The following is a 13,999-nucleotide window of genomic DNA, read 5'->3' on the forward strand; positions in this document are numbered from 1 at the left end:
CCGCAGCCGTTCGCCCGTACCGCCGCGCCTGTTCAGTCGGTACCGTCGAGGTAGACCCTCACGTCGTCGGCGCTCCGGCGGTCGTCCACGGCCAGCAGGTCCCTGAGGATCGCCGTGTGGCCCTGCCCGGCCAGCACGATGACGCGGCGCCCCGGAGCGGCCGCCTTCTGGATGTTGGCGTACATGCGGAAGTTGCGATGCCACCAGCTCGCCGAGGCATCCGCGCCGGCGAACCCATCGCCCGCGCCGACCGCGTTGGTGCGCAGGTACAGCCCCTTGTTGATCGCATCGCGGGACGGGTCGTTGGCCAGATGCAGCAGCTGCGCCAGCGACAGGCTGGACTGCTCGCGGTCCTGTTCCGCGGACAGCACCTTGAACCGCGCCTCGATGTCCTGCTTCGCGTGCGTGTCGTGCGCGTCCATGTAATCGAACATCGGCTGGGCGTCCCAGCCGACCTCGTCCTCGTCGAAGCACGTCACGCCCCGCAGGCCGGCGAGCTTCGCCACCCGGAAACCGATCTGGTAGGTCTCGTTTGAAGGCAGCTCGTAGCGGCCGGCCAGATAGTCGTCGTACCGCTGGTCGTACTTCTCCTGGTCTGCCGGACTGCACTCGGCAAGTACGTCGGTCGGCTCCGAGGCGGCCAACCGGGCGGCCAGGCCATCCAGATAGGCCTGGTTCGTCGGCGTCATCACGTCGATGACCCCGCTCTTCACCATGTCCCGTCCCGGGTTGGCGAAATGGAACATGCCGATCAGCATCACCCGTGCCGGTGCGACCGCCGATGTCACCGAGGCGGCGGTAAAGGCGGACAGGCACAACAGCGAGGCGACGGAGGCGGCTCGGAACCGGACAGACAAGCGCATCGGAGGTCCTTTTTCTGGAGGTATCCAAACGACGGATGCAAGGGAGCACCCCAAGGTTGCAACCGGCACGGCTCCACGGCGTTTTTTCTCGCATGGCGGACCTGCGACGCTGACACGCCCGCGAAGACATGCCTCTCCATCGCCGCCCGGGAACTCACTCTGATCGTAGTCATTTGCCGACAGGCCTGGCGAGCACGGGCGATGAAACCCTCGACCTCACCGGGACCGAGGCCATCGGCCTGCGTCGGGCCTCCACGACTCCGATCGCCTCCGCCGCGCAGGCGAGCCGATCCGCTTACCCCATGAAACTCGACCCTGCCCCTGCCTTGATCAGGCATGTGTCGGCGGTCGAACGAATGCCCGGCCATGGCGGCATGAAGCGGCGACTCAGCGCCGCCCCGCCGCGCAGACCGTCAGGTTCGGGATGCGGACGCGGCCGTCGGCGGCGAGGTACGGCCCAAGCCTGTCGGCGAGCCGGTGCCGGTACTCCGCGCGTTGCGCGCTCGACCTGTCGAGAAACAGCGCCACAAGGTCCGGGGACACGTCCAGCACGTACTGCGTGCAGGCATCGGCGCAGGCCCACTCCAGGGTCAGACCGAGGCGCTCGGTGCGGACATCCGCGAACCCGGCGTGAATCATCGCCTTCGCCAGCGCGTCCTCCACCGATCCAGCCCGCGAGGGTGCCTGCGCTTGTGGTGCCGGCAGATCGAACATGTCCCGGGCGACCGCCTGCGCGAGGTCGGCCAGCGGACGGCTGTCGGCCTCGGCCCACACCGCGGTGGCGAACGCGCCGCCGGGAACCAGGGTGCGGCGTATCGCCGCCAGCGCATTGGGCGGATCCGGCAGGTAGGTCACGCCCCACCGACACAGCACCGCGTCGAAGCCGCCTTCCGGGAAATCCATCTGTGCCGCATCGGCCAGTCCGAAATCCACGTTCGACATCCCTGCCAGGGCGGCCCGCTCCCGGGCGATCTCGAGCATCCGCGATGAAACATCCGTCGCGACGACGCCCCCCGCGGGGCCGACACGGCGCGCCGCGAGCAAGGCGGGCTCGCCGATTCCGGTGGCGATGTCGAGCACCCGCTGCCCCGTCGCCACATCCGCCAGGTCCAGCATCCGTTCGCTGACGCATTGCGCCGCGCGCTCGATCGTGGGCCACCACGTCTTCCAGCCCGCGGCGACGCGGTCCCACTGCGGGCCCGGGCCTTCCTCATCGGGTGTCGGGGCACTGGACGGGGGATTCATGGGGTCGCGTCGTCGAAAGCCGGTCCGGGTGAAGTCTCCCCCAGGCGGGGAGGCGCAACGGTCGTATCCGTCCCTTTTTAGTCGGGTTGAAATCACATGGGAAGGCCCCAGCTTCTGGAATCACGCCCCATCGCACCGGAGGCACCGTCTTGAGCGACTGGTTCAAGGCTCTCACGAGCATCGTCAACCGCCACGAACCCTCGTCCGACCCGCATGCGCTGCCCAGGGCCGCCGCCGCGCTGCTGCTGGAGATGGCGGTCACCGCCGAAGGGGGCGACCAGGTCGAGCTGGACGTGGTCCACGAGGCGATGGCCACGGTCTTCGGCATGGCGCCGGCCGAGCTCGCATCGCTGATGGAGCAGGCGCACGAGGCCAGGCGTCAATCGATATCACTGCATGAATTCACCCGCGGGCTGCGACCCGGACTCGCCCCCGAGCAGCGCGCCGAACTCGTCGAATGGCTGTGGCGGGTCGCGTTCGCCGACGCGCGCCTGGACAAGCACGAGGAACTGATGGTCCGTCGCGTGGCCGACCTGCTCGCCGTTCCGCATTCCGAGTTCATCCGTCGCAAGCTCCTGGCGAAGGAGCGGTGACCCTGGCCGGGGCCAGCCCGGCATCCCGGCAAACGACATCGAAGAGATGCGGCACCCCTGGTCGAAGCATCGATCAGTAGCTCCGCAAACATCAGCGCGCCCGATGCCACCTGCGTCTCGGCCCGGCCATCGGGCTGCCATGCGGCACCGCACTCATTGCCACGGTCGCGGCGACGGGTGCTGTCCCGTTGTCCGCCTTGAAGCGTCCACCCGGATGGACCGCGAAGACATCGTCGCCATCCGTGAGCTGCCCGGCATCCGTCTCCCGCATCAGCGCGTTCAGAGGGCACCTGTGCTCCCTGGGCGGTCCAGTCCCGGGCTCGCAGCGGCGCACGGGCCCATCATTCAACAAGTCGGTTGATTTTTTCGAAGCGGCCACATACATTCAACCACACGGTTGAATTATGGAGGTCATGCTCGATGTCGGCGCCGGCATGGCGCATGCATCCCGCTGCTCCGATCGCCGGCATCGCCCACACGGCAGCGGAGCCGTTGCGGGACAGCGGGCAGCTGTCTCACCCGCGAATACGACCGACCACGCCTGCCGACCCGACTGCCAACGCGCTTTCATCCGTCCGCTCTCATCCGCCTGCAGCCGCCACCGCCCTCATCGGTGCGCGGCGCCCGCAAGCACCGCCAAGGAATCGAAACATGAAACGCCTCCGCGCCTTTACCCTCAACGCCTTCGCCCTCCCCGCGCTCACCGCGTTCGGCCTGGCCTCGGCATCGGCCGCGGTGACTGCCGCACCCGCGCAGGACGCCGCCATCGACCACACCCCCGGCACCGTCGTCGAAGCGATGCCCGCCGATCTGGAAACCCGCTACGCGCTGAGCGCGCTGCCCGCAAGGCTGCGCGACGAGGCCAGCGTCTACCTGCTCGACCCGGACAGCGGCTATCGACTGGCGCGCGAAGGCCGCAGTGGCGTGGCCTGCCTGGTCGAACGCACCGCCTGGGAACTGTCCGACTTCCGCGACGACATCTACATCCCGCTGTGCTACGACGCTGCCGGCATCGGCGCGCATTTCAAGGTCATCCTCGACACCGCCGCGATGCGTGCCCAAGGCATGTCGCCCGAGGCGCTGAAAGCCGAGGTCGAGCGCCGCTACCGGGACAAGGTCTATCGGGCGCCGGCGAAGGCGGGCCTGTCCTACATGATCGCGCCGGTCATGCGCACGATCGGGCCACCGGACCTGCAGGTGCGCACCATGTCCATGCCGCACTTCATGTTCTACGCCCCGGGCCTGACCAATGCCGACCTCGGCGCCCGGCCCGACCTCGCCGAGCCGGCCAGCCTGATGAGTCCCTTCATCGACCGCCAGGGCAACGACGAACAGAGCTACATGATCCAGATGGTGGGCGCCGCCGAAAAAGCCGCGATCCTGGCCGAGGAAAAACCGCTGCTGGACGATCTGTGCGCCTACCGGGACGTGCTATGCGCCTCCCAGGTTGCGCATTGAGCGAGGCGGCCGGGGCCTGCTTGGCTACAAGACGGGGCCATCCAAACGGCACGGGCGCCCGCGTCCTTACCGCCAATCTCGAGCAATGACCTAGCTTGCGTCCCCAGCCTGCGCACTCTTTCTTGGAAAGAACACTCTCAACCCAACCAGGGAAACATATACAGAAAGAAAAGCCAGAAACCTGCCGACGCCATCGCCGGTAAAAAAGCCAGGCCCAACGACCTCAATGAGCACAAACGGCGGGGACACCAGAACCGCTATCAGGATCAAGTTGCCAATAGTCTTGAGCACGAAATCATCTCCATCGATTCACTGAGCCTCACGGCGACAATCACCACACCGCCCCCGCACGTCCCATCCCCGCCACGGCGTCCCAGGCATCGTCCAACACATCGTGCAACGTGGCAACGACCGACCAGCCTGCTTCGCCGATGATGCCGACGGCCTGCTTACCCGCTATCGCCACATTGAGCTCAACCCTGTTCGCGCATACATGGCGAAAGGCCGCGCAACGTGAATTCAACACCGCCAGTGTCGCCTGCGGCCTTGGCCTCTAATGGGACAAAGGAATCACTGGATCGGGGTCAAATACGACTCTTGACAGGCACCCCTGACCTTTGACCGGGAATCCAAAAGAAACCGCCAAAGAGCCTCGCCTGATCCTTCGGTATACATGAGGATTCGGATCTCCTGGAGAGGGATACGCGATGCGCTCAACGTCCTGGAAACGCTTCTCGACGTCTGCAGGCAGAACGCATGAGCCCTCGACCTCCAGAAGAGCCAGGTTGAGCGCTCCGCTTTCATGGACGCGGACCTCGGATGTCCTGGCTCGTAGTGAGCTGGCTATTGGGAACGCGCCGCCATCATAGATTCTTATCCGGCCGGACTCCCTCACAGGCTCCAGCGGTTCAGTCCCCGGCCAATAGTCAACCACGGACGCGCCCACTGCGTCAGCACTGTTGGCAAAAGCCTCTACAAAGCCCCAGAGCGCCTCGCGCTCAACTGGATCAACCATCGGCCTGATAGCTGCAACCGAGAAGCTTGCCAGCGACATCGCAGCTCCAAGCAACAATGCCGCCGACTTCCGATGGCGACGGATAGCCTGCATCAGGGGGATCGTCATGAACGCTCCGTAATTTCGTCCCGTCGGTGACGTGACATCTTCGTCGCAGAGCGCATCACGACAGTTCGGACGACGTTCCCATCGCCTCCGAATATTGCGGGCAACCGGCTGTCGTTGGATGCGGCGGGACCCGGTATATCGCGGTTGCTGCGACCCGGGACGTGTGTCACGTCTGTCATGCGGGTCGCCTCTGACTGCAGCAGTCGGGAATCTGGCGCTCAGCCAAGATGCATCGCCGCCCCTTGCTGTTCGCGTTGCTGGGCATCGATGGCTTGTTGCTGGGCCAGCTGCTGACTCGGACCGTTGTTCCTGTCGAGGCTCTCCTGCATCGACAGCGCGGGGCCGGCCAGGTCGACGGTCGCCCGGAACCCCGCTGCCGAGTTGCTGACCACCGACAGCTGATCGCCGCGGATCTCGACCGCGCCCAATCGCTCGGGACGGTCGACCCCGGCCGTGTCGCGGGCTTCGGTCATCGCCTGCAGCACACGGTCATCGCCGATATGCGCCGGCACCCGGTCGCGGATGCGGTCGAACAGGGCCCGGTCGTTGCCGGACAGCTGCTCCAGGACCTGCATGTGTTCCGCGGTGCGTTCGGCCGCCGGCTCCTGGCTGACGTAGTGCGGCGATCGGGCCGCCGACCAGTCGTGGCTGTGCGCTTCCACCGAGCGGCCCAGCACCTGCCGGGTATCCAGTGCGACATGTCTCTCGGGGGCGTCGTAGGCGCCGCGCTCGATGATATCCAGCTGGCCTCCACCGCCCTGCCGCAACTGGATGCTGCCCAGGCGCAGACCTTCGGTCTCGGCCCGGGTCGCCACCGCGGCGGCCAGCTGCTCGCTATGCGGGCCGGCAGGAATCTTGTTGGCGAATTCCATCCGATGGACGGCGTCGCGCGCCTGCAGGAAGCTGCCATGCCCCGGGTGGGCGGGGTCCTTGAGGCTGTCCGGGAGTTGCAGGCCCGGTGCCGGCATGGGTGCGCGGCTGGTCGTCGGTGGCGCGGTCACGCGCACCGGCTCCAGCGTCGGGATACGCTCGTCCGCCTGCTGCCGCCGGTAGGTGGTCTCCAGCTCATCGCGGAGATTGCCCTTGGCCTCGCTGTCCCACAGCAGGCCGTTGTGCGTCCATTGCCCCTGGGCACTGCGTTCGTATATGTCGCCGTCCGAACCGACGATTCTACCGGGGTGCCGCAGCGCGTCGGCGACCACTTCCGGCGGCGGGCCGTACTGCGTCCAGCCCCTGCTTTCGTAGGCGTCCATGAACCTGGCGGCCATCACCGCCGGGGTCTGGCCGGCGTTGCGGGCGATGCGCTCCTGCGATTGCTGCTCCAGCTCCGCCGCACGTTGCGGGCTCGCCTGCACGGTCTGCTTTTCGTAGACCTCGCTGTTGTGGCGATAGTCGACGACGCGGCTCACCTCACGGCTCCATTGCCAGGTGTCCGGATCGCGAGTCCACGGCGCCTCACGGGCGCTGCGTGCGTCCTGCTCGCCGGCCGGGAGCGAGTACGGGTCGTGCGACCGCGGCGGCGCGCCCAGCGCCAGCTCGATCGAGGTGCTCGAGGCCTGGAAGTTCAGGCGTTCGGACAACGCCGGATCGGCGGTCAGGGTTTCGGTCTTGTAGCGGATCGCGTCGCTGGTCTGGAAGCGCATCGCCTCGGTGTCGATCGTCCGCGCCTGATGCGTCCACCCCCGCTCCGGCTGCTCCGGATCGAAGGTCCAGGTCCGCCCCTGCGAATCCTCCTGGCGATTGACCTTGCGTTCGGCGAGCCAGTCGCCCACCTTGTCGCCGGCCACCGCACCGATGACGCCGCCGATGGCACCGGTGACCAGCAGGCCAGGCCCGGTTTCGACACCGGCCAGCGCACCACCCGCCACGCCCGCCGCCGCACCGCCCCAGCCACCGACGTTCTGGACCGCGAAACGCTCGATCCGCGCCGCGGCGGCGGTGTCGTTGCCCTGTGCGCGCAGACGCGACACATCGTGCGCGGTGTCGGCGATGTCGTAGGCGGTGAATACGACGCCGGCAGCCCCGGCGCCCCGCACAAGCCGACTCATCCCGGCGCCATGGGGCTGAACACTCTGCAGTTGCAGTTCCTGCAGGTGCACCTGGCCGGCACGTACGTACTCGGTCGGTGGATTCATGCTGCCAATCAACGGACGCGATTCGCCAGCGAAATCCGGCACCTTGCCTTCGAGCCGGGTCGCTGCGAAGTACTCGCGGCTGTCGAGTCTTAGCGTGTTCGCTTCGTCGAACAGCAGCCTTCCTTCATGGTTGAGCGGTACGTCGACGGGAGTCCTGAGCAGGCCGACGTGCTCGCGGGAGCGCGCCACGATCATCTCGAACGCCGCCTGCGTACCGTGTGAGGACTGGCGGGTAACCAGCGCCTCGTGCGGAATGCCCTCAACAGTCGGCACCCGCTCGTTGGCAAGAATTCGGGGCACCTCGGTTGCCCCGAAAACGCGATCCGGGCTGGCGTCCCCGACGATGGTGCGCACTTCGCCAACGGTGGCGTCGGCAAAACGGGCGGAAGCGTCCGCCCAGGGACCTTGCGTGGGGTGATACAGCCAATCGGTGGCAGGGCCACGATAGGTTCCGTCGAACAATGCACGCGAATCTTCGATGTCGAAAGCCCTTGCAACCGAATGCAAGAACTCGCGAGACTGCAACAGCTTGGCCGCTTCGCTGTTGTCAATCACGCGGATGTCTTCACCCGCCGTAACCATTGACCTGATGATCTGCGAAGAAGAAACGTCCTTGGCAGACATACCGCTGTAGAGCACGGTGACACGGCCGGATGCATCCGCATCCACTTGGGCTGCCAAGGTACGCAGCGCCTCCGGCGTACGGTAGGCGTCGGGGTTCTCTCGCAGCAATGCAGTTGCCTGATCGGAAGTCAGTGGCGTGCTCACAGCACGCACTCCTCACCGATATCCAGAGTCACGCTGTAGTCGCTATAGGCCGCTGAATAGACGCCGGCGCCCCTATACGCGATCAGCGCATCCTTGAGGTCCCGGAGGATTTGAGCTTTCTGTGCTTTGAGGTGTTCGGGAAGGCCGTTAGTGCCATTGAGCATGGCGAGTTTCCAATGCGACCATCCAGCTTCACCGCGTCCGCCCTTGCCTTCCAGCAGATACAGGCGCAGCGTCAGCTCGGCGCCATGCCAGTAGAAGGTCCACTCCGTCTGGCTTCGGAACTCCTCTCTCCCATTGGCAACATTCCTCAGATAGATGTCGCGCTCACGGTCGATCGTCCAGTCGCGCGCGTTCGTACCGCCAATGATGAAATGCTGATCAATCTCCTTCAGACCGTACTTCTCGACATCCGCTTCCGGGATGAACTCGTTGACAAAAGCCATGCTGATCTTCCTTGCCTACTAGCGGTACCCAACGACCTGGGAGCCATTCTAGACAACTGCGGTGTGAACGAGGCTCCACATCTCCCCCATCCCCCTTGCCGCAAATCGCTCGCCCCGTGCCCACGCGGCAGTGTCGCCAACCGGGCGGCTCAACCATGCTCCGCCCCAGAGTCATGGATCCAGGTCCTCCTCTTCCGGTGCCGCCTCTGTCCACTCGCCATCTGCTGAAGTGGATTCCGCAGGGCCCAGAAACGCATCCAGATGGGCGCTCAGCCTGGCAGCACGCTGCTGCTGGCTGTACTGGTTGTATTCGCGTAGCCCCACCAGTAGAGACGCCAGCACGATGACGGCCAGGATCCAATCAAGCGTCGGGCTCCGGCTTCCCTTGTATCTCGCCTGGGGCCTGCCGAAGTAGGACTGGAGCTCGCTCAGATCGAATAGCCCGCCATTTTTGGAGTGGGCGCGAAGCATGAGCGATTCCTTCGCCCTCGCCAGCTCAACCGCCTTTTCATCGCCACTGGCCACGACGGCCTTGAGTTCTTCGCGAGCCTCGAAGATGAAGGTTTCAAGCCTGCCTTCAAGCAACCAGATGGCGCGCTCAAAAGGGTCGACGCCAGGCGCAGGCTCCTCAAGCATGTAGCTGAGCACTTCCTGCAGACGCTCGATATGCCCCGGATAGCCCTGGAGCATCTCGCGCAAGCGCCACGGGACAGGAGGAGGTGGAGGGGACATGAAGTACTCCATTTCGGATCATCCACAGGGTCACTACAAGCCCGCTGAATCGCAGAACCTGGATGGTCGCCCATCACTCTACGAGCGTCGCCCGATCAGCGCGTACGCTCGAAACCTGCCGCCAGAGCAGGCCCAAGTCAGAGTGAACGTTATCGCTTCGACCCGACAACAAGTGATCGCACGAACAGAGCCACGCCCGCGCCGACCCAGCCGCCTATGCTCCGAAGCGCGAACCGGGTCCATGCAGACTCCGCGGCTGTTCTGTTCCCCATATCGAGAAGCTTGCTTGTGTGATGCCAGGTTTCCGCGAAGCCATAGAGCGTCAAGACAACGCCTGCAATGATCAGGCCCCATAGCATCTTGTTGTTCTTGCGGGCGGGCTCGCTCCGCGACTCAGACTCGGCTTGATTCATCAGGCCACACCCTTCCGATTGTCGCGGTCAGAGTAAATCAGCAAGAGGGCTTTCCGACCTCGATCCATTCGGACAAGCCAATATCCGCCCACCATCAATAGCCAGGTGACCTGGAGTCCTGGGTGGGAATCGGGGTCAGGGTGCAAAGATAGCGACCGCTTCCGTCAACAGATCGAAGTCCTGGCCCAACGTTCCGCAGCCCTCAAGCCCCGAGACCACCCCAAGTGACGGGATGAATGAACCTACCCTTCTTCCTCCCCCACCCGATGGGGACACGCCCCACGAATGACAAGGTCCGATCGCGGGAGCCGCAAAGAGTCTGTTCTGACCACTGCTTTGTGCGTGACACCTGCTGACCCGGCACGCCATGACCATCGGGCCGTGCGCGGCACCACGCGATCGACGAGATTGAGGGCTGCGCAAGCCGGAGACGCTCCATGGACACGACGTCGCCACCGATCCCGCGTCGGCGCTGGATCGCAGCGCTCGTTGCAGGAACGCTCGCCTGGGTCCTCGCGATCGCAGCGGCCTTCATCCTGCCGCAGGCGGTCCTCGGGCTGCGCTTGCAGGGCAGCGGCCATGCGGTCGTCGGCGTCCTGCAGTTGCTGTTCACCGTCGCCGCGCTGGCGCTGGTGCTCCGGTTGGTGCGCGTGCGCTGGCGCGACATCGGACTGGTCCGGCAGCGGCTCATGCGCGACATCGGCATCGGCCTCGCGGTGGCCGTCGCGTTCGCAGTGCTGCAGTTCGCCGTGATCATCCCGGCCACCGGCGGCGCGGCGCGCAGCGACGTGGTCGCCAACCTCGAGCAGATGCGCGGACCCGGCGGCGTCGCCGGCATGGCCGTGCTCGGCGCGCTCGGCGCCTTCGCCGAGGAACTGTATTTCCGCGGGATGTTGCTGCATGGCCTGCGCGGCGCACTCGGTCCCGGCCCGCTGCGCACGGGCGCCGCGGTGGCGCTGGTCGCGCTGCTGTTCGGCGCCGTGCACGGCTATCAGGGCTGGGCCGGCATGGTCGACACGGCACTGTATGGCGGCCTCACCCTGTCGCTGCTGTGCCTGCTGTGCGGCGGACGATTGGCGGCCCCGATCGCGGCCCACGTCGGCTGGAACCTGCTCGCGTTGGCTGCATTGGCCTGGTGGTACTGAGCGCAACGCGAAGCGGGCCCGGAGCGCAGCCAAGACAGGGTCGCCATTTCCTGGCTTCAAATCGGCACGGGTCGACAGCGACGGCTACCTGCTCGCCTGCTGACGCTACGCCGGGCTCAACCCCGTCCGTGCATGCCGCGCGTGTACGGCTGGCGACGACAGCGCGTCGGGCACCCGTTCGGCCTGTTCGGCCTGCTAGCGTTGGCCGCCTCTACCGCCGCACGCGTCCGGCCTGCGGGCGCCCGCGAACGGGATGCTCCGGAGGTGTCGAATATCGCCCCGCCCGTTCGTTGTACTGTCGAACCCGGCAGGAGGACCGACATGATCCGCAAGAACAGCATCTGCCCGTGGTTCGATAACACCAAGGAGGCGGCGCGGCGCGGTTGAGAACCGCGGTTGGCGTGCGCGCTCCATCGAAAAACAAACCTGACCCCACTTTTGGAGATGCCATGAAGATCGTCACCAGCCTGAGCTTCCAGGGACAGTGCCGCGAAGCGTTCGAGTTCTACGCCGACGTGCTCGGCGGCAAGATCACCGCCGCCTTCCCCTACAGCGAGGCGCCGCCGGACATGCCGATCACCGACGACAAGTACAAGGACTGGCTGATGCATTGCTGGCTGGAGGTCGGCGACCAGGCGCTGATGGGCGCAGACATGGACGTGGAGTGGGCGCCCAACGTAGACAAGCCCAAGAACGGGTTCGATGTGACCCTGCATACCGATGACATCGCGCAGGCGGAGCGCTGGTTCACCCGGCTGGCCGAAGGCGGCCGGACCGTCATGCCCTTCGCCGAGACCTTCTGGTCGCCCGGCTACGGCGCCCTGGTCGACAGGTTCGGCGTCCCGTGGATGGTGAATACGGTGCCGTCGGGGGATTGGAAGCCGTCGCACGGGTAAGTGCCTGACGGGCAACGCTGGAAACGCCGGCGCAGGAACCGCTCCTGCGCCGGCACGGTTACAGCCTCATGTCGTGGAATCCGGGCCGCGGCCTGCGCTCGGGCCAGCGCGGGCACAGGGCTTCGATCACCTCCATCAGCGCCAGCCAGCGCTCGAACGGGTCGGTTGCAGGGCCTTCGCTATATGACTCGACGAGCTCCCGCCTCAGCTCGGGCCCGGCTGGCGGGTCGGGTGCTGGACGGGGTGGCTTTGGTGGGGGGCTCATCGGGCCGAATCCGGGCAATCGACGGCAGGGAACTCGACTCTGCCAAAGTTTCCAAACAGAAACCGGGGTCAGAGTGGACTTTTCCTAGCCGTTGCCGGGAAGCACGCCTATGAGCCGGCGTCATGCCGCAAGTTAGCGTGAACACGTTTCCCGCAAGGACGCGACCATGCCCCGACGCCCTCGTATCGACCTGCCCGGCATCGCCCAGCATGTCGTGCAACGCGGTAATGACCGCCAACCGTGCTTCTTCGATGGGATCGACTACGTTCGCTACTTGCAGGACCTGCGCGAAATCGTCCGACGAGAACAATGCGCCGTCCACGCCTATGTGTTGATGACGAACCATGTGCATCTGCTGATGACTCCGTCCGCCCCCAGGCAGATCGGCAGGGTCATGCAAGCCCTTGGCCGTCGCTACGTGCGCTACATCAATGAGCACTACCGTCGCACCGGCACACTCTGGGAAGGACGCTACAAATCGTGTCCGGTGGCCGACGACCGCTACCTGCTGCAATGCCAGCGCTATATCGAACTCAACCCGTTGCGGGCGCGCATGGTCGCCGATCCCGCCGACTACCGCTGGTCAAGCCATCGCCACAATGCCATTGGCGAACCCGACCCCCTGATCCACCCGCATCCCGCGTGGCGGGCACTGGGCTCCGACCTGGACAGCCGACGACAGGCTTGGCGAGCGCTGGTGATGGAGACCATCGCCCCCGCCGAGACCGAGGCCATCCGCCTGCACCTGCAACGCCAGCACCTTTACGCCCCCGATCGCTTCCGCCGCGCAATTGAAGCCCAACTCGGCCGCGCCACAGGCCCCGCCAAGCTCGGGCGACCGCGCAAGCGCGTCAGTCCAATCAACCCCTGAGAAAGTCGACTCTGACCCCGGTTTTGCCTAAAAAGCCGACGCTGACCCCTGCTTTTGGGCGCGGTGGCCGGTATTGCCGAGGACCGGCGTTTGGCAGATTGCCGCCCATCTGATCTGGGGTATCCGGCATCCATCTCACCCCGGGTGTCCATCCCGGGTATCGGCATCGGGCTCGGGGCAGTCAGTCACCGCGAATAGGCAGCAGGGAAGCCGCTAGAGGGCTTCGGGCTTGTCACTTCCGCTGGCTCACCACGAGGAGTCTCACATGTCCGTCTTCGATCAACGTTCCGTCCGCACGACACTGCTTGCCGCTGCCTGGGCGCTGCTGGTTTGCGCCGGCCAGGCGTCGGCCGCCGAAGATCCGGCGGTTGCCGCCGAGGTCATGGCCGCGGCCAGGGCCCAGTGGGCCGCGCAGGACCAGAACAAGCCCGCCGCACAGTCTTTCTCCACCGTGGCCGACGACTACACCGAGTTCAACCCCGACGTGCCGACCCTGATCGAGGGCAAGGGACTGGCGGGCCGCATGTTCGATGCCTCGTTGCAAGGCGGCAGCACGGGCCTGCTGTCGGACATGATCAATCCGCACGTGCAGGTCTACGGAGATACCGCGATTCTGGCCTACAACTACGTGGGCATGGTCAAGGACAAGGACGGCAAGATCGACAACGTCCTGGCCAAGTCGACGCGCGTCTATGTCAGGCAAAACGGCACGTGGATGCTGGTACACGCCAACTTCGCGCCCGTGACCAGCGGCGATTGAAGTCGACCTAGACGGAAACCGGAAACCTGGGTCGGAAACCCGGGGCAAAGTGAACTTTTCCTGCCCGCCTCAGCCATTCGACCCAGAGATCGGCATCGGGCGGCAATGCCACATGAGGGCTGCGTTTTCGCCACCAGCCCTCATGCCGCACCCGAAGAACAAGGGGTCAAAGTAGCGTTTCTCGAAGCTCATCGAGAAAGTCGACTCTGACCCCTGTTTTTGACACCTTCCGACTACGCGAAACGACTGGCCGGCGAACCGGCTACCATTACCCTCGGACTCTAAA

12 protein-coding genes are annotated in these 13,999 nt (G+C 65.6%); 6 read left to right on the plus strand and 6 right to left on the minus strand.

Features of this window, described 5'->3' with window-relative positions:
* Window positions 1–32: 32 nt before the first annotated feature.
* Both C9I47_RS10215 and C9I47_RS10220 read right to left on the minus strand, forming a co-directional pair.
* Window positions 33–863 carry a DUF5694 domain-containing protein gene (locus C9I47_RS10215; protein ID WP_145985485.1) on the minus strand — a complete coding sequence of 277 codons (831 nt, stop codon included), beginning with the start codon at window positions 861–863 and terminating at the stop codon, window positions 33–35.
* A 387-nt stretch (window positions 864–1,250) separates the two neighbouring features.
* The gene (locus C9I47_RS10220; protein WP_111266650.1) at window positions 1,251–2,108 is read right to left on the minus strand and encodes a class I SAM-dependent methyltransferase; all 858 of its coding nucleotides are present in this window, start codon (window positions 2,106–2,108) and stop codon (window positions 1,251–1,253) included.
* Between the two features lie 149 nt (window positions 2,109–2,257).
* On the opposite strand from C9I47_RS10220, the gene C9I47_RS10225 reads away from it, so the two are divergent.
* Together C9I47_RS10225 and C9I47_RS10230 are read left to right on the plus strand one after the other, a co-directional pair.
* Entirely contained in the window at window positions 2,258–2,701 is a 444-nt protein-coding gene (locus tag C9I47_RS10225) for a tellurite resistance TerB family protein (RefSeq protein ID WP_111266651.1), read from the plus strand.
* A 420-nt stretch (window positions 2,702–3,121) separates the two neighbouring features.
* On the plus strand, window positions 3,122–4,159 hold the full coding sequence (locus C9I47_RS10230) for a hypothetical protein (protein WP_145985486.1): 1,038 nt from the start codon (window positions 3,122–3,124) through the stop codon (window positions 4,157–4,159).
* Between the two features lie 553 nt (window positions 4,160–4,712).
* Here the strand turns inward: C9I47_RS10230 and C9I47_RS17580 are convergent.
* The 4 genes from C9I47_RS17580 to C9I47_RS17710 form a co-directional block, all read right to left on the minus strand.
* Entirely contained in the window at window positions 4,713–5,282 is a 570-nt protein-coding gene (locus tag C9I47_RS17580; protein WP_145985487.1) for a hypothetical protein, read from the minus strand.
* Between the two features lie 218 nt (window positions 5,283–5,500).
* Complete coding sequence (locus C9I47_RS10235) at window positions 5,501–8,185, minus strand: XVIPCD domain-containing protein (RefSeq protein ID WP_145985488.1); 2,685 nt, start codon at window positions 8,183–8,185, stop codon at window positions 5,501–5,503.
* Window positions 8,182–8,631: a hypothetical protein gene (locus C9I47_RS10240; RefSeq protein ID WP_223250093.1), complete on the minus strand. Its 450-nt coding sequence runs from the start codon at window positions 8,629–8,631 to the stop codon at window positions 8,182–8,184. The genes C9I47_RS10235 and C9I47_RS10240 overlap by 4 nt, the downstream gene beginning before the upstream one ends.
* Before the next feature lie 171 nt (window positions 8,632–8,802).
* Window positions 8,803–9,375: a hypothetical protein gene (locus C9I47_RS17710; RefSeq protein WP_190238475.1), complete on the minus strand. Its 573-nt coding sequence runs from the start codon at window positions 9,373–9,375 to the stop codon at window positions 8,803–8,805.
* A gap of 838 nt (window positions 9,376–10,213) precedes the next feature.
* Between C9I47_RS17710 and C9I47_RS17915 the strand changes: the two genes are divergently transcribed.
* From C9I47_RS17915 to C9I47_RS10265, 4 genes are all read left to right on the plus strand, one after another.
* Window positions 10,214–10,921: a CPBP family intramembrane glutamic endopeptidase gene (locus C9I47_RS17915; protein ID WP_223250094.1), complete on the plus strand. Its 708-nt coding sequence runs from the start codon at window positions 10,214–10,216 to the stop codon at window positions 10,919–10,921.
* A 449-nt stretch (window positions 10,922–11,370) separates the two neighbouring features.
* Window positions 11,371–11,817: a VOC family protein gene (locus tag C9I47_RS10255; protein ID WP_111266655.1), complete on the plus strand. Its 447-nt coding sequence runs from the start codon at window positions 11,371–11,373 to the stop codon at window positions 11,815–11,817.
* Window positions 11,818–12,248: 431 nt separating this feature from the next.
* On the plus strand, window positions 12,249–12,953 hold the full coding sequence (locus tag C9I47_RS10260; protein WP_111266656.1) for a transposase: 705 nt from the start codon (window positions 12,249–12,251) through the stop codon (window positions 12,951–12,953).
* A gap of 265 nt (window positions 12,954–13,218) precedes the next feature.
* Complete coding sequence (locus C9I47_RS10265) at window positions 13,219–13,713, plus strand: DUF4440 domain-containing protein (RefSeq protein WP_111266657.1); 495 nt, start codon at window positions 13,219–13,221, stop codon at window positions 13,711–13,713.
* Window positions 13,714–13,999 lie beyond the last annotated feature (286 nt).

This window comes from Marilutibacter maris, assembly GCF_003233695.1.
Taxonomy (GTDB): domain Bacteria; phylum Pseudomonadota; class Gammaproteobacteria; order Xanthomonadales; family Xanthomonadaceae; genus Marilutibacter; species Marilutibacter maris.